The sequence below is a fragment of the Pseudomonas sp. BS-2016 genome (genome assembly GCF_001806145.1).
Taxonomy (GTDB): domain Bacteria; phylum Pseudomonadota; class Gammaproteobacteria; order Pseudomonadales; family Pseudomonadaceae; genus Aquipseudomonas; species Aquipseudomonas lundensis.
In genome coordinates this window covers 361263-381915 of the sequence record NZ_MLCT01000013.1, presented here as the reverse complement: position 1 = coordinate 381915, position 20653 = coordinate 361263, and the positions used below count along the sequence as shown (strand labels likewise).

The 20653-nt window shown below is 60.0% G+C and carries 20 protein-coding genes; 4 read left to right on the top strand and 16 right to left on the bottom strand.

The window, feature by feature from the left end:
* Positions 1-8: 8 nt before the first annotated feature.
* The 6 genes from BKD70_RS03755 to BKD70_RS03730 form a co-directional block, all read right to left on the bottom strand.
* Positions 9-1142, bottom strand: coding sequence for a TIGR03364 family FAD-dependent oxidoreductase (locus BKD70_RS03755; protein ID WP_047278466.1), 1134 nt, complete (start codon positions 1140-1142; stop codon positions 9-11).
* A gap of 22 nt (positions 1143-1164) precedes the next feature.
* On the bottom strand, positions 1165-2187 hold the full coding sequence (locus BKD70_RS03750) for a putative 2-aminoethylphosphonate ABC transporter substrate-binding protein (RefSeq protein ID WP_047278469.1): 1023 nt from the start codon (positions 2185-2187) through the stop codon (positions 1165-1167).
* 32 nt (positions 2188-2219) lie between these two features.
* Positions 2220-3944 carry a putative 2-aminoethylphosphonate ABC transporter permease subunit gene (locus tag BKD70_RS03745; protein WP_047278471.1) on the bottom strand — a complete coding sequence of 575 codons (1725 nt, stop codon included), beginning with the start codon at positions 3942-3944 and terminating at the stop codon, positions 2220-2222.
* 1 nt (position 3945) lies between these two features.
* Positions 3946-5022 (bottom strand): putative 2-aminoethylphosphonate ABC transporter ATP-binding protein, encoded by a 1077-nt coding sequence (locus tag BKD70_RS03740; protein WP_047278474.1) that lies wholly within the window; start codon positions 5020-5022, stop codon positions 3946-3948.
* A gap of 114 nt (positions 5023-5136) precedes the next feature.
* The gene (locus tag BKD70_RS03735) at positions 5137-6000 is read right to left on the bottom strand and encodes a LysR family transcriptional regulator (protein WP_047278476.1); all 864 of its coding nucleotides are present in this window, start codon (positions 5998-6000) and stop codon (positions 5137-5139) included.
* A 16-nt stretch (positions 6001-6016) separates the two neighbouring features.
* Entirely contained in the window at positions 6017-8296 is a 2280-nt protein-coding gene (locus BKD70_RS03730) for a heavy metal translocating P-type ATPase (RefSeq protein ID WP_047278478.1), read from the bottom strand.
* A gap of 86 nt (positions 8297-8382) precedes the next feature.
* Here BKD70_RS03730 and cadR point away from each other — a divergent pair, with 86 nt between their 5' ends.
* Positions 8383-8832 (top strand): Cd(II)/Pb(II)-responsive transcriptional regulator, encoded by a 450-nt coding sequence (cadR, locus tag BKD70_RS03725; protein ID WP_047278480.1) that lies wholly within the window; start codon positions 8383-8385, stop codon positions 8830-8832.
* A 56-nt stretch (positions 8833-8888) separates the two neighbouring features.
* On the opposite strand, the gene BKD70_RS03720 is transcribed toward cadR, so the two are convergent.
* From BKD70_RS03720 to BKD70_RS03705, 4 genes are all read right to left on the bottom strand, one after another.
* Positions 8889-9737: a hypothetical protein gene (locus tag BKD70_RS03720; RefSeq protein ID WP_047278482.1), complete on the bottom strand. Its 849-nt coding sequence runs from the start codon at positions 9735-9737 to the stop codon at positions 8889-8891.
* A gap of 169 nt (positions 9738-9906) precedes the next feature.
* On the bottom strand, positions 9907-10878 hold the full coding sequence (locus BKD70_RS03715) for a thymidylate synthase (RefSeq protein ID WP_047278485.1): 972 nt from the start codon (positions 10876-10878) through the stop codon (positions 9907-9909).
* A 49-nt stretch (positions 10879-10927) separates the two neighbouring features.
* On the bottom strand, positions 10928-11734 hold the full coding sequence (gene lgt, locus BKD70_RS03710) for a prolipoprotein diacylglyceryl transferase (protein WP_047278487.1): 807 nt from the start codon (positions 11732-11734) through the stop codon (positions 10928-10930).
* A gap of 12 nt (positions 11735-11746) precedes the next feature.
* Positions 11747-12529, bottom strand: coding sequence for a sulfite exporter TauE/SafE family protein (locus BKD70_RS03705; RefSeq protein WP_047279198.1), 783 nt, complete (start codon positions 12527-12529; stop codon positions 11747-11749).
* Positions 12530-12647: 118 nt separating this feature from the next.
* Between BKD70_RS03705 and BKD70_RS03700 the strand changes: the two genes are divergently transcribed.
* The gene (locus BKD70_RS03700) at positions 12648-13403 is read left to right on the top strand and encodes an NRDE family protein (protein ID WP_047278488.1); all 756 of its coding nucleotides are present in this window, start codon (positions 12648-12650) and stop codon (positions 13401-13403) included.
* 36 nt (positions 13404-13439) lie between these two features.
* Here BKD70_RS03700 and ptsP read toward each other — a convergent pair whose 3' ends face one another.
* Together ptsP and BKD70_RS03690 are read right to left on the bottom strand one after the other, a co-directional pair.
* Entirely contained in the window at positions 13440-15719 is a 2280-nt protein-coding gene (ptsP, locus tag BKD70_RS03695; RefSeq protein ID WP_047278490.1) for a phosphoenolpyruvate--protein phosphotransferase, read from the bottom strand.
* A 21-nt stretch (positions 15720-15740) separates the two neighbouring features.
* A complete protein-coding gene (locus BKD70_RS03690; protein WP_047278492.1) occupies positions 15741-16220 on the bottom strand; it encodes an RNA pyrophosphohydrolase in 480 nt (159 codons plus the stop codon).
* A gap of 143 nt (positions 16221-16363) precedes the next feature.
* Between BKD70_RS03690 and BKD70_RS03685 the strand changes: the two genes are divergently transcribed.
* A complete protein-coding gene (locus BKD70_RS03685; RefSeq protein WP_047278493.1) occupies positions 16364-17020 on the top strand; it encodes an HAD family phosphatase in 657 nt (218 codons plus the stop codon).
* A 49-nt stretch (positions 17021-17069) separates the two neighbouring features.
* On the opposite strand, the gene BKD70_RS03680 is transcribed toward BKD70_RS03685, so the two are convergent.
* Positions 17070-17498, bottom strand: coding sequence for a DUF2269 family protein (locus tag BKD70_RS03680; RefSeq protein ID WP_047278495.1), 429 nt, complete (start codon positions 17496-17498; stop codon positions 17070-17072).
* A gap of 40 nt (positions 17499-17538) precedes the next feature.
* Entirely contained in the window at positions 17539-19053 is a 1515-nt protein-coding gene (gene ilvA / locus BKD70_RS03675) for a threonine ammonia-lyase, biosynthetic (RefSeq protein ID WP_047278497.1), read from the bottom strand.
* A 219-nt stretch (positions 19054-19272) separates the two neighbouring features.
* On the opposite strand from ilvA, the gene rpiA reads away from it, so the two are divergent.
* On the top strand, positions 19273-19944 hold the full coding sequence (gene rpiA / locus BKD70_RS03670; protein WP_047278499.1) for a ribose-5-phosphate isomerase RpiA: 672 nt from the start codon (positions 19273-19275) through the stop codon (positions 19942-19944).
* A gap of 54 nt (positions 19945-19998) precedes the next feature.
* Here the strand turns inward: rpiA and BKD70_RS03665 are convergent, their stop codons facing one another.
* Positions 19999-20220 carry a DUF1161 domain-containing protein gene (locus tag BKD70_RS03665; RefSeq protein WP_047278501.1) on the bottom strand — a complete coding sequence of 74 codons (222 nt, stop codon included), beginning with the start codon at positions 20218-20220 and terminating at the stop codon, positions 19999-20001.
* Positions 20221-20340: 120 nt separating this feature from the next.
* Positions 20341-20556, bottom strand: coding sequence for a dodecin (locus BKD70_RS03660; protein WP_047278502.1), 216 nt, complete (start codon positions 20554-20556; stop codon positions 20341-20343).
* Positions 20557-20653: the final 97 nt, after the last annotated feature.

The window sequence follows — 20653 nt, the reverse complement described above, 5'->3', positions numbered from 1 at the left end:
CAGCCGCGTCACGCCTCCTGCAGCATGCGGGCGATATTGTCCTCGGCCATGGCGGGCCCGATGCTCATGCCCACCCCGGTGTGCATGAGCGCGGCATGCAGGCCCGGTGCCACGTCCAGCCATGAGAAAGGTCTGGCCCCTTTGGCGCCGTACACCCCTTGCCAGCGTTCTACGACCTGCACGCGACAGCCGAGGGTGTCCTCACACAGTTGCAGCATCCACTCATCAACCTGTTCGCCGTTGAAAGGCGATGGATCGTCGCCGTATTCGTGAGAATCCCCGACGATCAAATCGCCATAAGGGGTCGGGCTGATCAGCAGGTGAATACCGTGATCGTCCAGATGAGGGCTGTTGCGCAGAATCTCCTCCTGCACTGCGGCGGCCTCGGGCAAATCGGCAAACGCCCCGTAATGCACGCAGCTCAGGCCCGTGAGCAAAGCATGTTGCAGGTTCAACGCCACCTGCGGGCGCACACGCAACATTTGCAGGCGACAGATTTTAGGCGCGAGCTGCGCCATGGGCGCTGCCAGCAGGGTTTGGTAATCGTGGCCCGAACAGACAATCACTTGCGCGCCTTTGAAGCTGCCTGCGGTGGTGTGCACCACGCCCGGTTCGACGTCGCGCACCAGGGTTGAGAAATGAAACACGACGCCCAGCGCGTTGCGCAGGTACTCGATCAACGCCGGGATGGCTTCGCGGGAATAGACTTGTTGGTCGTCCAGGCCATGCAACGCGGCGCGGTGATGCTTGAACTGGCCGCCATACAGGGTGCCGAGATCACGGGCGCCGAGCCATTCGGCACGGTAGCCATATTCCTGCGCGCGGCCCTGACAGAACGCATCGAGCAGTTGTTCTTCGGCTTCGGTGCGGGCGAACAGATACGAGCCGTTGCGCTTGAGGTCGAAGCCCGCCTGCCGGGACCAGTCTGCCCACATGCTGCGGCTGGCGCGGGCCAGGTCCAGCATTTCGCCGGGGGGCTGGCCCGTGACCAGCGCTTGGCCGAAGTTGCGCACCGACGCGCCCAGTGGCGTGGCCGTGCGCTCGAACACCCGCACCTTGAGGCCGCGCCGGGCTGCCGCGTAGGCGTGGGACAGGCCAAGAATCCCGGCACCGACGATCAGAATCGAGTTGGAATCGGACATAGCGAACTCCTCGGATGGCCCTTTACGGCGCGGCTTTTTCAGTCTTGCCGTCGTAACGCTTACGCCACTCGGTCAAAATCTGGTCGCGGTTTTTCGAGGCCCAGGCGAAGTCGTTTTTGATCAAACGCTGCTCATAGTCGGCAGGCAGTTCGGTCTGCGGCTTGGCGATCCCCGGCTGGGCCAATACCGCAAAGTTCTCTTTGTACAGCTCCATGGCTTCAGGGCTGGCCGAGAAGTCTGCCAGCTTTTTCGCCGCCTCTTCGTGGGGCGTGCCTTTGATCACCGCCGTGGCCTCAATCTCCCAACCCAAGCCTTCTTTGGGCAAAACGATGTCCAGCGGCGCGCCCTGGCGCTTGAGCTGCACGGCCGGGTATTCAAACGAAATACCGATCGGGAATTCACCCGCAGCCGCCAACTTGCAGGGCTTGGAGCCAGAGTGAACGTATTGCCCGATGTTCTGGTGCAGATCGTCCATGTACTGCCAGCCCTGCTTTTCACCGAAGGTTTGCAGCCACGCGCTCACATCCAGAAACCCCGTCCCGGATGACGCCGGGTTAGGCATCACGATTTTGCCCTTGTATTCGGGCCGGGTCAGGTCTTGCCAGCTCACGGGCTTGGTCAGGCCCTGTTTTTCAGCCTCGATGGTGTTGAAGCAAATCGTCGCGGCCCACACGTCCATCCCCACCCAGGCCGGCGGGTTGGCGGCGTCGCGGTAGTTCGGCCCGATCTTGCCCAGGTCGTGGGGCGCATAGTGTTGCAACATCCCTTGCTGGTCGAGGATCGCCAGACTGGACGCCGCCAGCCCCCACACCGCATCCGCCTGTGGACGCGCTTTCTCGGCCAGCAGTTTGGCGGTGATGATGCCGGTGGAGTCACGCACCCACTTGATTTCCACGGCCGGGTTGGCCTTTTCGAAGGCTTTTTTGTAGGTGTTGAGCTGTTCGGCTTCGAGGGCCGTGTACACGGTCAACTGGGTGTTGGCAGCAAACGCGTTGACGCTAAAAGCCGTGAGGACAGCAGCGACAAGGGCAAGAGGCTTGAACATGGTGCGGTTCCTTTGAGTGAGTGAAGGACGGATCATTGCGCCGGGGCGCCTTGGCGCCAGGCTTGCGAACGGCGCAGCAAGCCGCGTGAGGCAGCGGCCAGCAGCAGGGAGACACCCGCCGAGGTCAACAGAATCAGGGTCGACATGGCGGCGGCGCCGCCCACGTTGCCCGCGTCATCCATGTTCAGCACGGCCACCGCCGCGAGGAGGGTGTCGGGGCTGTAGAGGAAAATCGCGGCCGACACGGTGGTCATGGCCGATACAAACAGATAACGCACGATGTCCAGCAGGGCCGGCAGGCAGATCGGCACCGTGACCCGCAGGTAATGGCGATACAGCGGGGCCTTGAGCAATAACGCGGCGGCTTCGAACTCGGCATCCAGTTGGCGCAGGGCCGTGGTGGCGGTCATTTGCGCAGTGGTCAAATAGTGAGCAATGGTGCACACCACCAACAGCGTCATGGTTCCGTACAGCACATGCAGCGGGTTGCCGGTCAGGTTGAAAAAGAACACGTAGCCCAACCCCAACACGAGGCCCGGCACGGCCATGGGCACAAAGCTGAGCATGCGCAGGGCCAGGTTAAGCCCCTTCTGGCTGTTGGTTTTCTCCATCAGGTACGCGCCGGTGAAGATCACTGCGCTGCCGATCAACGCCGTCCACAGTGCCATGGTCAGGCTGTTGCGATAGGCCAGCCAGCCGCCCCCGGCCGTGTCGTTGAATTGATAGTGGTTGAGCGAGAGCGACAGGTTGTAGGGCCAGAACGTGACCAGCGACGAATACACCGCCATGCCGAACACCGTCAGCAAGACCGCGCACATCAGCAGCACGATGGCCAGATAACAGCCGTCGCGCACCTTGCCCGGCGCCGGTGTGAAGACGTGAGCACGGCCGCTCATGGCATCGCCGTGTTGCCGGCGCAGCCACGCATCGACGCCAAAACTGAACAGCGCAGGCAGCAGCAAGACCATACCAATCAAGGCACCCCGGCCGAATTGTTGCTGCCCGACCACGGCTTTGTAGGCTTCCAGCGCCAGCACCTGATAGTCGCCCCCCACCACCACGGGCACGCCAAAATCGGTGATGGTCAGGGTGAACACCAGACAGAACGCGGCAAACACGGCCTGGCGTGTGCCGGGCCAGGTGATGCTGCGAAACGCTTTGAAAGGCCCAGCGCCCATGCTGGACGCGGCATCGAACAGGCGAGCATCGGCCAGCGACAGGGCCGATAGCAAAATCATCAGGGCATGGGGAAAGGTGTAAATCGCCTCCCCCAGCACAATCCCCCAAAAGCCATAAATGTTGTCCGGCATCAGACCGCGCAACAGGCCCTGATTGCCAAACAGGTAGACCAGCGCAATACCCGGCAGCATGGACGGGGCCATCAACGGCAACAGCGATAGCCCGCGCCAGAAACGTTTGCCGGGGATCAGAGTGCGTTGCAACGCGTAGGCAAACAGGTAGGCCAGCGGTACGACAATCACCGCCACGCTCAGCGAAACCTTCAGGCTGTTGCCGAGCAACCAATGAAAGTTGTCACTGACCAACAGCGCCCGTGCCGCCGCCCAGCCGCCGCCCTGCCCGTCTTCTGCGCTGAAGCCGCGCCAGAAGATCGCCAGCAACGGCATCAACACCGCGACGACCAACAGCAGCAATAACAGCCATTTGCCGCCGACCACGAAAAGCCGGTCGCCGAGTTCGGCACGCGACAAGCGGTGAGTCAATTTGCCGGGCAGTGGCAACGCCATGTCCGCGGCCATCTCAGGCAAACACCTGCAAACTGGCGGGCGGCAAGGCGACCACAATGTCCTGATTACCGAGGCGCGGCAGGTCATGACTGCTCACTTCGGCCATCAGCGCATGACCCGGCAAATGGTTGAGCTCAAAGCGCATGCGGCAGCGGTTGCCGAGGAAGGTGATCTCCCGCACACGGGCGGGAAACAGGTTTTCCTGATGCAGCACCGGATTAACAGTGATTGCTTCAGGCCGGCAGAACAACCGCCCTGAGGCGGCATGGCCGGTATCATCCGCCAGCCGCACGTTCAGGCCGCCGACCTGTGCATGGCTGTCGCTGCTGCGCTGGAACGGCAGCCAATTACCCTGCCCGACAAACTCGGCCACAAACGGCGTAGCAGGCCGGTTGTAAATCGCTTGGGGCGTGTCGTATTGCTCGACCTTGCCATGGTTCATCACCGCAATACGGTCGGCCATCAGCATGGCTTCGTCCTGATTGTGGGTGACCATCAGCGTGGTGATGCCGAGCTGGCGCTGCAATTGACGCAGCTCGGTACACAAATGCTCGCGCACTCTGGCATCCAGGGCCGACATGGGTTCATCGAGCAACAGTAGCGAAGGCGACGGCGCCAGTGCCCGGGCCAGTGCGACACGTTGTTGCTGACCGCCCGAGAGCTGGCCGGGGAATTTCTTCTCGCTGCCGGTCAGGCCCACCAGCGCCAGCATTTCGCAGACCCGTTTGCGCACTACATCGCGATTGCTGCCCGCCAGCCCGTAGGCGATGTTGGCTTCGACGCTGAGATTGGGAAACAAGGCGTAGGACTGAAACAGAATCCCGTAATCCCGTGCTTGAGGGGCGAGGTCGGAGACATCGCGGCTGCCCAGGTACAACACGCCGCTGTCCTGGCGTTCGAGCCCGGCAATGCAACGCAGCAACGTGGTCTTGCCGCAGCCGGACGGCCCGAGCAGACACACCAGCTCGCCTGCGGCCACATCCAGCGACACATCATCCAGCGCGGTGAACGCGCCGAAGCGTTTGCTCACATTGCGCACCTGCATCGGCACGCCGGGTTGGGACAAAACGGTTGCGTTGGAGCGGTTCATGGATGCACCTCATCAAGCAGATGAGCGTCATCCTAGAGAGGCAATGCGTACAAGATGTGGCAGCAAGGCAAAAGCTGCCGATAGTGGTATTGGTGGATTTGGGTGAGGGACTTTTCAGCAGCCCGACATTTCCTGCGCCAACCCCAGGAAGGCCGCTGGCAAACGCGCCGCCTTTCGCTCTTTAAGGCAGTACAGGTATTCGTGAATCACGGGCGCGTTTTCCAGCGTCAGCACCCGCAACTGGGGATCGTGCGGCACTTCCTGACGGGCGATGATGCTGATGCCTATGTTGCGCAAAACGGCTTCACGAATGGACTCGCGACTGCCGATCTCCAGCAGCGGGCCAAAGCCCACACCGGCGGTGGCCAGCAGGTCTTCAGTCAGACGACGGGTGGTCGAACCCTGTTCGCGCATCAACAGGCAATGCCCGGCCAATGCACTGAGCGGCACATGATCCAGCGCGGCCAGCGGGTGATTGCGATGCACCGCCAGTACCAGCGGGTCCGAGCCCAGTACGCGGCGTATCAGACGCGGGTCTTCCAGCAGTTGCGAGGACACCGCAATGTCGACGCGATACTCCTCCAGCGCCTCCAGGACTTGCTGCGAATTGCCGATGTCCACCGACACGTCGATCTGCGGCAAACGCTCGCGAAAGGCTTTGACCAGATCGAGGATGTAATACGGCGCGGTCGCGGCGATACGCAATGCGCCCGTGCCCTGGCCGCTGTTGCGCAGGAAGAATTCGATGTCCGCTTCTTGCTGGAGTAACGCCTTGACCATCGGCATCAAGCGCACGCCGTCTTCGGTCAAGGTCAGACGGCGTCCTCCACGGTAGAACAGCTCCACGGCGTACTGGCTTTCAAGCTGGCGAATCTGCGTGGTCACCGTCGGCTGGCTGAGCCCGAGCTTTTTCGCAGCCTGCGTCATGCTGCCCAATTGGGCCACCCGGTAAAACGCTTTCAGCTCGGCACTCAGCACTGCGGCCTCTCTTGATCTATTTGCGCAACAGGCGCAACCCGTTGAACACCACCAACAGGCTTACGCCCATGTCGGCAAACACGGCCATCCACATGGTGGCCAGACCGAGGAAGGTTACCGCAAGAAAGATCGCTTTGATGACCAGCGCCAACGCGATGTTCTGCTTAAGGATGCTGGACGTTTGACGTGACAGGCGAATGAATGCCGGAATTTTGCGCAGATCGTCGTCCATCAGGGCGACATCAGCCGTTTCTATCGCCGTATCGGTGCCTGCCGCCGCCATGGCGAAACCGATTTCGGCCCGTGCCAGGGCCGGGGCGTCGTTGATCCCGTCACCGACCATGCCGACGTGATGGCCTTTGGCATACAGCGCTTCAATGGCCTTCAGTTTGTCCTCCGGCAGCAGGTTGCCTTGCGCTTCGTCGATGCCCACTTGCGCGGCAATGGCCTTGGCCGTGTGCGGGTTGTCACCGGTCAGCATGAGGGTTTTGATGCCCAGCGCGTGCAACTCGGCAATCGCTTCGCGGCTGGAGGCCTTGACCGTGTCGGCAACGGCAAACAGCGCCATGGGGCCTGCGCTGTCGCACAACAGGATCACCGTCTTGCCCTGCTGCTCCAGGGCGAACAGTTTTTCTTCCAGCTCAGGGGAGCACAGGCCCAGTTCTTCCACCAGACGATGGTTGCCCAAGTGATAAAGCGTGCCGTCGATTTCGCCCCGCACGCCACGCCCGGCCAGTGCGGTGAAGTTATCCACAGCGCGCCATGCCTGTTTTTTATCCACAGCGGCATTGGCCACTGCCAGCGACACCGGGTGATCGGAACGCGAGGCCAGGCTGGCGGCCAGCAATACAGCACGGTCAGCCACCAGCGGGTCCAGCGGCAGGTAATCGGTTTGCACCGGCTTGCCGTGGGTGATGGTGCCGGTTTTATCCAGCGCCAGGTAGTCGAGTGTGTGACCGCTTTCGAGGTAAACCCCGCCTTTGACCAGGATGCCTTTGCGCGCCGCAGCCGCCAGCCCGCTGACGATGGTCACAGGGGTCGAAATCACTAGCGCGCACGGGCACGCCACCACCAACAACACCAGCGCACGGTAAACCCAGTCAAACCACGAGCCGCCCATGAGTAACGGCGGAACTACTGCCACGGCCAGCGCGAACAGGAACACCACGGGTGTGTAGATTTTGGCGAAGCTGTCGACGAAACGCTGGGTCGGGGCCCGGGCACCTTGGGCTTGTTCCACGGCATGGATGATGCGCGCCAGCGTGGAATGGTTGGCCGCCGCTGTGACGCGGTACTCCAATGATCCCGCCTGATTGATGGTGCCGGCGAAGACTTTATCGCCCACGGTTTTCTCAATCGGCAGGCTTTCGCCGGTGATGGGCGCCTGATCGATGGTTGAACGGCCTGACACCACTTCGCCATCCAGGCCAATGCGCTCACCAGGACGCACGCGCACGATGGCCTCCAGGGCGATGTCTTTGACGTCCAGCTCAAGCCAGCCGCCGTCTGCCTGCTGCACCGTGGCTTTGTCAGGCGCCATTTGCATCAGGCCACCGATGGCATTGCGGGCGCGGTCGAGGGATTTGGCTTCGATCAGCTCGGCCACGGTAAACAGGAACATCACCATCGCCGCTTCAGGCCATTGGCCAATCAAGATGGCACCGGTCACAGCGATGCTCATGAGCGCGTTGATGTTCAGGTTGAGGTTTTTCAGGGCGATCCAGCCCTTCTTGTAGGTGGTCAGACCGCCGCTGAAGATCGACACCAGCGCCACCAGCGCAATCACCCAGGTCGGCGCGGCATTCGTGAAGTGCAGCACTTCCGCAGCCAGTGCTCCCACGCCGGACACTGCAAGCGGCCACGCATGTTTTTTCTCGACCGGCGCCGGCGGACTATCGCTGCCCGATTCCAACGGATCGGCCTGCATGCCGAGGGACTTGATCGCCTCGACTATAGGGTCGGTAGACGGCAGGTCGTGGGTCACGCCGAGCACGCGGTTGATCAGGTTGAATTCCAGTTGCTGCACACCCGCCAGCTTGCCCAATTTGTTCTGAATGAGCGTTTGTTCGGTCGGGCAGTCCATCGCTTCAATGCGAAAGCTGCTCAGCCGGGCGCCTGCCGTGGGCTTAGCGCTGAGTTTAATCACGCTCGGACCTTCTGCCGCCGAACAGCAACTGTGGGCATGGGCTTCAGGCGCATGCGTGGCGCCGTGATCGTGATCGTGATCGTGATCGTGATCGTGATCGTGATCGTGATCAGCGTGCGGTTTGTGCGGGGTGTGGATGGAATCGCTCATCAGGGTGCGTCCAGAAAAGGTGCTTGTTGCCAAGTAAAGACCCTGTAGCCACTATAGGGTCAAGCAACCTTTCGGAGAGAGCCGTAATGAAAATCGGGGAACTGGCGAAATTGACCGACTGTCAGGTCGAAACTATCCGTTATTACGAGCGCGAAGGGCTGCTGCCGGAACCGGCGCGCAGTGAGGGTAATTATCGGTTGTACACCCAGACACACGTTGAGCGACTCACGTTTATCCGCAATTGCCGCAGCCTGGACATGACCCTTGAAGAGATCCGCAGCCTGCTGAACCTGCGCGACAGCCCGCAGGACCAATGCGAAAGCGTCAACGCGCTGATCGACGAGCACATCCAGCACGTGAAAGCGCGAATTGATGGCTTGCAGGCCTTGCAGACACAGCTGCTCGACCTGCGCCAACGCTGTGGCGAAGGCCCGGAGAAGGATCAGTGTGCGATATTGCAGCGTCTGGAGGTCAGCGGTTCAGTGGCTGCGCCAGAAGGCGAACCGAGCCATGTGGGCAGAAGCCACGGGCATTGATGGGTAAAGTACAGTCAATTAACAAGAAAGCGTTATTAATTGACTGTTTGAAGCGGTCAAATCAAGTCGAATTCAGCGTACGTGAGAGTACTAGCTGACCACCTCAGATTCGGGCTCATATTCGCCCCAAGAAAAATAAAGTACCGCACTAATACGTGCTTGCCGACATGGGGCTGATAGACAACCGGGGGAATCGTGAATTCCATTGATTGGTCTGGGTAAACGGTCATTTTGTGTTGAGAGTCGACCCAAATACCGGAGTCCTGTGTCCAGCGGATCTCCAGCGCGTTATATCGGTGCATGTTGGCAATGGGATCAATAATGACTTTAATGCCATCCGGGTGAGCCTTCGTATCCAGAACACCATCAACCACACCCATTACCTTCAGGATGGGTTTAGGCCCCAATGAGGGTGCGACATACACCAACGTTCCAAGCGAAGGTGTGACACCCCCCGCTTGTGGCATATGGAAATAGACAATTTCGGATTTCTTCCCTACAAATCTGACCGCCTCGGTGTCAGGCAAGGTGATCAGCACACCCTCTTGTTTGCTCTCAACACGCACGGGGTCCGATCGATATTCATAAAAATCGTCTGCCGAGAGTACAGTCCAGACCGCCCGAACTGTGTCGCCGACTTCAATCTCTGGTACATCTGTATCTATGAATACCGTTATTGCATTTCTAAAAAACGGATGTCCGATTATTTCCTGCGCAATGACCACCCCCTCGGGCGCAGTGACACCAAAATAAAAATATTCCTCCTCGTAGAGGTATATGACCTGTGGCGGGAATAAACCAGCCCGGACACTTTTACCACTCGTCCGGGTATCACGTTTTATCGCTGTGCCAACGTTTTCGCTCAGCCAGAAACCTTCAGTGTTTAATTCATCTTTATGCGTCATGACAGGCTCTCCAGTTGCATCGCAATTGAAGAGCCAAATAAACATGCGTCTGCTTTATCAGTAACTGTCATAACTAACAGTTGAATAGACTCTTTCGGTATAGATCCAAGCACCCATAATGCCGCGTACAACGTCAGGGTTGGACGCGGCGCGGGATCGGGAGGGTGAGTTACACCGCCATCGGCGCGGTCATGGGCGCATGGTGCTGATAGCCTTCGAGGCTGAAGTCGCTCGGCTCGATCAGCTCCAGCCATTCAGGCTGGTACACACCCGTCTTGGCAAACTCGGGCACGCGCTCCGAAATCACCAGTTTGGGCATCGGGAACGGCTCGCGGGTCAGTTGTTCGTTGAGCATGTCCAGGTGGTTTTCATACACGTGGGCATCGCCAATGAAGTAGGTGAACCAGCGCGGCGTATAGCCGGTCAAGCGGCCGATCAGGCTCAGTAAGGCAGCGCCTTCCGTCAGGTTGAACGGCGTGCCCAGGCCCAGGTCGTTGGAGCGAATGTAGAGGGTCAGGGAGATTTCCCGGGTCTCGACGTTCGGGTGGAACTGGTACAGCAAGTGGCACGGCGGCAAAGCCATTTCGTCGAGCTGGGCACAGTTCCAGCCGTGGAACAGGATACGGCGGCTGCCCGGGTCGTTGATGATCGTGTCGACGCACTGGCGCACCTGATCGATGGCCTTGTAGAGCACCACGTACGGTTGGCCGTCTTCTTCACCTTCAGCGATCTGGCGGTAGCCCTGGCTCAGGCAAAGTTCGATGGCCGCCCGATTGCTGCGGGCAATCTGCTTGTACGCGGGCCATTTGCGCCATTGCACGCCATAGATTTCGCCAAGGTCGTCTTCACCCTGACGGAACGGGTTGGCCAGCCACTGGGCGTTTTCATTGGCGTTCTGGTCCCAGACTTTGCAGCCCAGGGCGCGGAAGTCAGCCGCGCTGTTGACCGGACGCAAGAAACCGCACATCTCGCCAATGGCCGATTTGAACGCCATGCGGCGGGTGGTGATGGCCGGAAAGCCTTCCTTTAGGTCGTAGCGCAACATGGCGCCGGGCAGACTGATGGTCTTCACACCGGTACGGTTGGCTTGCAGGGTGCCGTTTTTAATGACGTCGGCAACGAGGTCGAGATATTGCTTCATGGTTTTCCTACCGTTTGAATGCAGGGCCGCGCAGCCCTGCGATTCGAATTTATTGCGCTGCTTGGCGGGCCGCCGGATCGCGGTGGTACGCCCACCAGATCAAGAACAGGCCACCGAGAATCATCGGGATGCAGAGAATTTGACCCATCGTCACCCAGCCGAACGCCAGATAGCCTAGCTGAGCATCCGGCACGCGGACGAACTCGACGATGAAACGGAAAATCCCGTAGAACAGGGCGAACATGCCGGAAACGGCCATAGTCGGGCGCGGTTTGCGCGAGTACAGCCACAGAATCAGGAAGAGTGCCACACCTTCGAGGGCGAACTGGTAAAGCTGCGACGGGTGACGCGCCAGTTGCTGCGGATCGGTCGGGAAAATCATCGCCCAGGGCACGTCGCTCGCCTTGCCCCACAACTCGGCATTGATGAAGTTGCCGATACGTCCGGCACCCAGGCCAATCGGCACCACCGGCGCAATAAAGTCCATGATCTGGAAGAACGACTTGTTGTTGCGCTTGCCGAACCACCAGGTCGCCAGCATCACGCCGATCAGCCCGCCGTGGAACGCCATGCCGCCCTTCCACACTTCAAAGATCAGCAGCGGGTTGGCGATATAAGCGCTCAGGTCGTAAAACAACACGTAGCCCAATCGCCCGCCGACGATCACGCCCATGGCCACCCAAAACACCAGGTCGGAGAGTTTCTCTTTGGTCCAGGTCGGGTCGAAGCGGTTCAGGCGGCGCGACAGGATCAGCCAGGCGGCGCCAATGCCGATCAGGTACATCAAGCCGTACCAATGGATTTTCAGCGGGCCGATGGCCAATGCCACCGGGTCAATCTGCGGGTAAGGCAGCATTGCGACTCCTTGTTAGATCAGGAAACTCAAACCGACACAGAACAACAGTGCGGCAAACAGCCGTTTCAGCAAGCGCGGCGATAGTGTGTGGGCCAAACGCGCACCAAAACGGGCGAAAAACATGCTGGTCAGGGCAATCCCGAGCAGCGCCGGCAAATACACAAACCCGAGACTATGCGCGGGCAGGTCGGGGTTGTGCCAGCCAATGATCATGAAACTTAATGCACCTACCAACGCAATCGGCAGCCCGCAAGCGGCCGACGTGGCCACGGCTTGCTGCATCGGCACACTGCGCCAGCTCAGGAACGGCACGGTCAAGGAGCCACCGCCCACCCCGAAAATCGCCGACGCCCAGCCAATCACGGTGCCCGCGAGGGTCAGACCGACTTTACCCGGCACCGTTCGGCTGGCTTTGGGTTTGAGTTCAAGCGCCATTTGCACGGCGATGACCAAGGCAAAAACGCCAATGATTTTCTGCAAATGAGGACCGGCAATCGCTTCGGCCGTCAGCGCACCGATGCCCGCGCCGATCAAAATGCCCAGCGCCATCCACACAAACAGTGGCCAGCGCACCGCGCCTTTGCGGTGGTGTTCGCGGATCGAATTGATCGAAGTAAAGATGATCGTGGCCAATGAGGTGCCCACGGCCAGATGGGTCAGCACCTCGGGGTTGAAGCCCTGCAAGGTGAAACTGAACACCAGCACCGGGACGATGATGATGCCGCCCCCGACCCCGAACAAACCGGCCAATACCCCGGCAAAGCCTCCCAGCACCAGATAGAGCAGAAATTCCATGACGCCCCCCCAAATTTGACCCGCATGGTAACGGAGCAAGGGCTTGGGCTCCACACATGGCGCGAGACGCCTGAGCAATCTATAAGTACAGGGGTTAAAAAAACATTAAGGACTGACCATGTGCCTGATTGTCTTCGCGTGGCGCCCCGGCCATGCACAGCCGCTGGTGGTGGCGGCGAACCGGGATGAATTTTATGCCCGCCCCGCCAGGCCCCTTGCGCAGTGGGTCGATGCGCCGCACGTGTATGCCGGGCGTGATCTGGAGGCAGGCGGCACGTGGCTGGGCGTTGGCGCGAACGGCCGCTTTGCGGCTTTGACCAATATTCGCGAACCGCACAAACCGCCTACACGGCGTTCGCGGGGGGATTTGGTTGCGCGCTTTTTAAGCGGGAATCTATCGACTGCCGAGTATTTAAACGACGTTAGTCAACAATCAGTGAATTACGCCGGCTTCAATTTGCTGGTGGGCACCCGCAACGAGCTGTGGCATTTCAATTCCAGGGACGTCGCCCCGGTGCGCCTGAGTTCGGGGGTTTATGGCCTGTCCAACGCCGGACTGGACACACCGTGGCCCAAATTAGTGAAAGCCAGGGCCGCGCTCGGCGACGTGTTAAACGCACCCGACCCGCAAGCGTTGCTGGCCATTCTGGAAGATCGACAGACTGCCTCATTCAGTGACCTGCCCGATACCGGTGTGGGGCTGGCCACGGAGCATTTGCTGTCGAGTATCTTTATTGCCAGCACCACCTACGGCACCCGTTCCAGCACGGCACTGATTGTTAACGCTGACGGTTCAAGGGTGATGGTAGAACACAGCTTCGGGCCCAATGGCGGGCGCCTGGGGGAAGTCAGGCTGGAGCAGCCCTCACCCTGATCCGCTCCTGTGCGAGAGGGCCGGGTGAGGCGGTTATTAATACGGCTTGATGGCCGCCGGGTTCATCATGCGGGTCAGGCCCATGTTTTTCAGGGCCAGTTGCACGGTGCTGCGAATCACCTGTGGGTTGTCGATGGTCATGACTTCGGCCAGCAGCTCCTTGGCACGGCTGAGTTCAACCTGACGCAGCATCCATTTCACTTTCGGCAAGTTGGTGGCGTTCATCGACAGGCTGTCGAAGCCCATGGCCATCAACAGGATCGCCGCCGCCGGATCGCCCGCCATTTCGCCGCAGATGCTGGCAGGCTTGCCTTCGGCGTGGGCATCGCGCACCACCGATTGCAAGGCTTGCAGCACCGCCGGGTGCAGGTAGTCGTACAAGTCGGCAACGCGCGGGTTGTTGCGGTCCACCGCCAGCAGGTATTGGGTAAGGTCGTTGGAACCGACAGACAGGAAGTCCACCTGCCTCGCCAGTTCCCGGGTCTGGTAAACCGCTGCGGGGATTTCGATCATCACACCGATGGGGGGCATCGGCACATCGGTGCCTTCATCGCGCACTTCGCCCCAGGCACGGTGCAGCAAGTGCAGGGCTTCTTCGAGTTCGTGCGTGCCAGAGATCATCGGCAACAAAATACGCAGGTTGTTCAGGCCTTCGCTGGCCTTGAGCATGGCCCGGGCCTGAACCAGAAAGATTTCCGGGTGATCGAGGGTGACGCGAATCCCGCGCCAGCCGAGGAACGGGTTGTCTTCTTTGATCGGGAAGTACGACAGTGACTTGTCGCCGCCAATGTCCAGGCTGCGCATGGTCACCGGTTGCGGATGGAAGGCGGCGAGTTGCTCGCGATAAATCGCCAGCTGCTCCTTTTCGCTCGGAAAGCGCTGATTGATCATGAACGGCACTTCGGTGCGGTACAGACCTACGCCTTCTGCGCCGCGCTGTTGCGCCCGTGCCACATCGGCCAGCAAGCCGGTGTTGACCCACAGCGGCATGCGATGCCCGTCCGGGGTGATGCACGGCAGTTCGCGCAGGGCATCGAGGCCCTGGGACAACTGACGCTCTTCTTCCACCACGTCGGCGTATTGCTTGCGCAGCAGTTCACTGGGGTTGGTGTAGACCTCGCCGTGATAGCCGTCGACGATCATCTGAATGCCGTCGACCTTGGAATACGGCAGGTCCACCAGGCCCATGACGGTCGGGATACCCATGGCCCGGGCCAGGATCGCCACGTGGGAGTTGCCCGAACCCAGTACCGAGACCAGACCGGCCAGTTTGCCCTCGGGCACCTCGCCAAGCATGGTTGCCGTCAGCTCTTCACTGACCAGGATCGTGTGGTCGGGGTAGACCATGGTTTGTTTTCGATCATGCTGCAAATAGGCCAGCAACCGCCGACCCAGGTCGCGCACATCCGACGCCCGCTCGCGCAGGTAATCGTCGTCCATCAATTCGAAACGGTTGACGTGGTCCGTCACCACCTGACGCAACGCGCCCTGGGCCCACTGACCGGTCTTGATTACATTTTTGACTTCGCTGCCCAGTGACGCGTCGTCGAGCATCATCAGGTAAACGTCGAACAGCGCCTGTTCTTCAGGGCGCAGTTGCGTGGCGAGTTTCTTCGACACGGCACGCATGTCATTGCGCACGCCTTCGAGGGCGGTCTTGAACAGGGCGATTTCCGCCGGGATGTCGGTGATGGCCTTGTCGGGCACCACGTCGAGATCGGCCGGGGGCAGCATGACCACCGCCGTGCCGACCGCTGCGCCGGGGGAACCGGGCACGCCGACAAACTTGGCTTCCTGGATGCCCTTGCCCTGACGCCCCAGGCCGCGAATCGAGCCGGTGGCTTCAGCGTGGGCGATCACCCCGGCCAGTTGCGCGCTCATCGTGACCAGAAAGGCTTCTTCGCCTTCGTCGAACTGGCGACGTTCTTTTTGCTGGATCACCAGAACGCCGACCACACGGCGGTGGTGGATGATCGGCGCGCCCAGGAAGGCGGCATAACGCTCTTCACCGGTCTCGGCAAAGTAGCGATAGCGCGGGTGATCGGCGGCGTTTTCGAGGTTCAGAGGTTCTTCACGGGTGCCCACCAGGCCGACCAGGCCTTCGTTGGGCGCCATGCTGACCTTGCCGATCGAGCGCTTGTTCAAGCCCTCGGTGGCCATCAACACAAAACGGTTGGTCTCTGGATCAAGCAAATAGACCGAGCAGACCTGACTGCCCATGGCCTCTTTGACGCGCAACACAATAATCCCCAACGCCGCCTTGAGATCCTTGGCGGAGTTAACTTCCTGGACGATCTTGCGCAGCGTATTGAGCATGGCTCGGGGTCGAACTCCGTGTCAGGCGCGCGTTAAAAGGCGCGGGGCAAGCTCTTTGAGAGCGCGACGGTAGACCTCGCGCTTGAATGTCACCACCTGGCCCAACGGATACCAATAGCTGACCCAGCGCCAGCCATCGAATTCCGGTTTACCGGTCAAATCCATCCGCACCCGCTGCTCGTTAGAGATCAGGCGCAGCAAAAACCACTTCTGCTTCTGGCCGATGCACAGCGGCTGGCTGTGGGTACGGACCAAACGTTGCGGCAAACGATAGCGCAACCAGCCTCGCGTGCAGGCGAGTATTTCTACATCTTCGCGTTCAAGGCCAACTTCTTCGTTCAGCTCACGGTACAAGGCGTCCTCTGGCGTCTCATCAGGGTTGATACCGCCCTGTGGAAACTGCCACGCGTCTTGATTGATTCGGCGAGCCCAAAGTACCTGACCAGCATCATTTGTCAGAATAATCCCGACATTAGGACGGAAACCATCGGGGTCGATCACGGCAACAACCTCGCAAACGCATGTCGCCGCATTGTTCCACAAAGGTTGTGAACGCAGCAACGCGCCACCCTGTCTTATGTGCACTCTTCTTAAAAGACCGTATTCTTGTGGGCTTTCAACCGACAGCTCAGCGGGTAATTGCAATGCGTCTGGCTTTATTCGACTTGGACAACACCCTTTTAGGCGGCGACAGCGACCACGCATGGGGCGATTACCTGTGCGAACGCGGCATTCTCGACGGTGAGGCCTACAAAGCGCGCAACGACGCGTTTTATCAGGATTACCTGGCAGGCACACTCGATAACGCGGCCTACCTGAATTTCAGCATGGAAATCTTCGGCCGCCATGACATGGCGCAACTGGATCAGTGGCACCGTGAATTCATGCGCGACTGCATCGAGCCGTTGATGCTGCCCAAGGCCCAGGCGCTGCTGGCCCAACACCGCGAAGCTGGCGATACGCTGGTCATCATTACCGCCACCAATCGCGTGGTCACCGCGCCGATTGCCAGGCACCTGGGCGTGGAACATTTGATCGCCACCGAGTGCGAGATCGTCGATGGCCGCTACACCGGCCGCAGCGCTGACGTTCCGTGCTTTCGAGAAGGCAAGGTCACGCGCCTGACACGCTGGATGGCAGAAAACGGCCACACCCTCGAAGACAGCTACTTTTACAGTGATTCGATGAACGACCTGCCGTTGCTGGAATGTGTCACCCATCCAGTAGCCGTCGACCCGGACCCCAACCTGCGGGCCGAAGCCATCAAACGTGGCTGGAAGGTCATGTCGCTGCGCGACTGAATGCAAAAGCCCCTCTTTGCAGAGGGGCTCGTCGGGTTCAGCACACGGCTTAAACCGGCTTGGCGCCCATCAAACCGGCGATGGCGACAAAGCAAACGGCACAAAAAATCGCCAACAGCAGCGTGAAACGAGGGTGTTTGGCCACGTGCCCCAACCGCAAGCGATTGAGCCTGACCACCAACCACACCCAGCTCAGCGCGCCCAGCAGGTACAAGCAACTACCCGCCAGCAACCACAGTTGACTCAACGGCCAACCCGCCAGATGCACCAGCCACCACCCGCTGACGGGCAAGGCCAGCAGGCACAACCCCATCAGTGCCCAGACAAAGCCCCACGGGCGTCGCAACGCGCCACCCGACACGTCTTTATCCCCGGCCCGGTTACGGCGAATAACCACCACCAGCAACGCAATGGCGCAGACGAACAGCAGCAGTGTCGACACCCCATGCAACAGCTTCAACGCGGTGAAGGTTTCCATGTCATTGCTTCCTTGAACGGTTCATTCAGCTTAGCGCCTATCAGCCAAGAAACAGCTGATAGGCCGGGTTATCACTTTCATCCCAGTACGGGTAGCCAATATCCGCCAGCGCGGCAGGCACCAGATGACGCTCGTCCGCAGGCACTTGCAATCCGGCCATCACACGGCCATCTGCGGCGCCATGGTTGCGGTAATGGAACATCGAGATATTCCAGCGCCCACCCAGTTTGTTGAGGAAGTTGAACAAGGCACCGGGGCGTTCCGGGAATTCGAAGCGGAACAACTGCTCATCACTGACTTTGTCGGCGTGCCCGCCCACCATGTGGCGGATGTGCAACTTGGCCAGTTCGTTGTCGGTCAGGTCCACCACCGGGAAGCCTTGCTCGCGCAAGCTCGCCAGCAAGGCGCTGCGCGGATCGTTGACCGGGTGCGTCTGCACGCCGACAAAAATGTGCGCTTCCCGGCCGGTGTGGTAGCGGTAGTTGAATTCGGTGATCTGACGCTTGCCGATCGCCTGGCAGAACGCCTTGAAACTGCCGACCTCTTCAGGAATGGTCACCGCGATGATGGCTTCACGGCCTTCACCCAACTCCGCGCGTTCGGCCACATGGCGCAAGCGGTCGAAGTTGACGTTGGCGCCCGAGTCGATCGCAACCAGCGTCTGGCCCTTCACGCCACGCTGCTCGACGTATTTCTTGATCCCGGCCACACCCAGCGCACCGGCAGGTTCGGTGATCGAGCGGGTATCGTCGAAGATATCCTTGATGGCGGCACAGATCTCGTCTGTGCTGACCGTGATGACTTCATCCACGTAGTCTTTGCAGATATCAAAGGTGTGCTGGCCAATCTGGCCGACGGCCACGCCATCGGCAAAGATGCCCACGGTCGGCAACACCACGCGCTCGCCCGCGGCCATGGCGGCTTGCAGGCAGTTGGAATCGTCCGGCTCCACGCCAATGACCTTGATGTCCGGCCGCAAGTACTTCACGTACGCGGCGATCCCTGCAATCAGCCCGCCGCCGCCCACCGGCACGAAAATCGCGTCCAGCGGCGCCGGGTGCTGGCGCAGAATTTCCATCGCCACGGTGCCCTGCCCGGCGATGGTGTGCGGGTCATCGTAGGGATGCACGTAGACGTAGCCTTTTTGCTCCACCAATTGCAGTGAGTACGCCAGCGCCTCGGGGAACGAATCGCCGTGCAGCACCACAATGCCACCACGGGAACGCACGCCTTCGATTTTGATCTCGGGCGTGGTTTTGGGCATCACGATGGTGGCCTTGACCCCCAGCTTTTTGGCGGCCAGCGCCAGGCCCTGAGCGTGATTGCCCGCAGAAGCCGTGACCACGCCACACGCGCGCTCGGCGTCGCTCAGGTGCATCAACTTGTTGTAAGCGCCACGAATCTTGAACGAGTACACCGGCTGCAGATCTTCGCGTTTAAGCCAAATCTGATTGCCCAACCGCTCGGTCAGCTGGTTGGCGGCTTGCAAGGGCGTTTCAACGGCCACGTCATAAACGCGCGAGTTGAGGATCTTCTTAACGTACTGTTCGAGCATCGGAAAGCGTCACTGTGCGAGTTAGCAGGGACCCGGGAGTCTACCCCAGCGTTTACGCGGCCGACCACACGAAATGGGAGGTTTATACCGTCTCCTTATCCCGACCCTCTCCTAAAGGAACAGGGCACAGGGTCGCACCCGTTGTCAGACCACGCCCACAGCTCAACGCTTGTCCGTATAATGCCGGCCTTCTGTTCCCCTTCCCGCCCCGGAGCCCGCATGACCCAGGATCAACTCAAACAGGCCGTCGCCCAAGCGGCTGTCGATTTCATCCTCCCAAAACTGGATGACAAGAGCATCGTGGGGGTCGGCACCGGCTCCACGGCCAACTGCTTCATCGACGCACTGGCCCAACACAAAGGCGCGTTCGACGGCGCCGTCGCCAGCTCCGAAGCCACCGCCGCACGCCTCAAGGGCCACGGAATTCCGGTGTATGAACTCAACACCGTCAGCGACCTGGAGTTCTACGTGGACGGCGCCGACGAGAGCGACGAGCACCTGAACCTGATCAAGGGCGGTGGCGCAGCCCTGACCCGCGAGAAGATCGTGGCCGCCGTTGCCAAGACTTTCATCTGCATCGCCGACGCCAGCAAGCTGGTGCCAGTGCTGGGTGCGTTCCCGCTGCCGGTCGAAGTGATCCCGATGGCCCGCAGCCACGTGGCCCGCGAGTTGGTCAAACTGGGCGGCGACCCGGTTTACCGCGAAGGTGTCATCACCGACAACGGCAATATCATCCTTGACGTGTTCAACATGCAGATCACCAACCCGGTGGAACTGGAGCGTCAAATCAACGCCATCGTGGGCGTGGTGACGAACGGTTTGTTCGCGGCACGGCCTGCGGATTTGCTGTTGCTGGGCACACCAGAAGGCGTAAAAACCCTGTCGAAATAAAACCTCAGGCATGAAAAAGCCGACGCATGCGTCGGCTTTTTTGTACGCGTTGACTTATCCGCGCTTGTAAACGATTTCTTTGGTGTCACCGCCGCAGGTGCCGACCACTTTGCCATCAGCCGAAGCGCCCTTGTCCACGATCTCCAGCGAGTAGTGTGGAACACCCTTGGCGTCTAGTTTGGCGGCAATTTCGCTTTTCAGCTCACCGCAGTCTTTTGCGGCAAAGGCTGTGCTCGCCAGTGTCATCAAACCGACAGCCACTAAAATCTTCTTCATCCGTCACATCCCCTGTTCAAAACAAAAAGGGTGCGCCGCGCTTGTGCAGCGTCGCACCCAGACGGTGTAGCGGAGTTTATGGCAAACGGCCAGCTCACAAGTTCAAAAGGATTGCGCGACTCAGCTGCTGGCGATGCGGAATCCGACCTTAAGGGTCACCTGGTAGTGCGCCACTTTGCCGTCCTTGATGTGCCCGCGAGTCTCCAGCACTTCGAACCACTCCATGTGCTTGATGCTTTTGTTGGCCTCGGCCAGTGCATTACTGATGGCGTCTTCTATGCTGCTCGGGGACGAGCCTACCAGTTCGATTTTCTTGTAGGTGTGATGGTCAGACATAACGTTCTCCATTTATCGTTACTCGCAGCGAATGTGCTGAATACTTGGGAAGCGATGCGAAAGGAAAAGTTCAGGTTTACTGCACTTTCTGAAAACG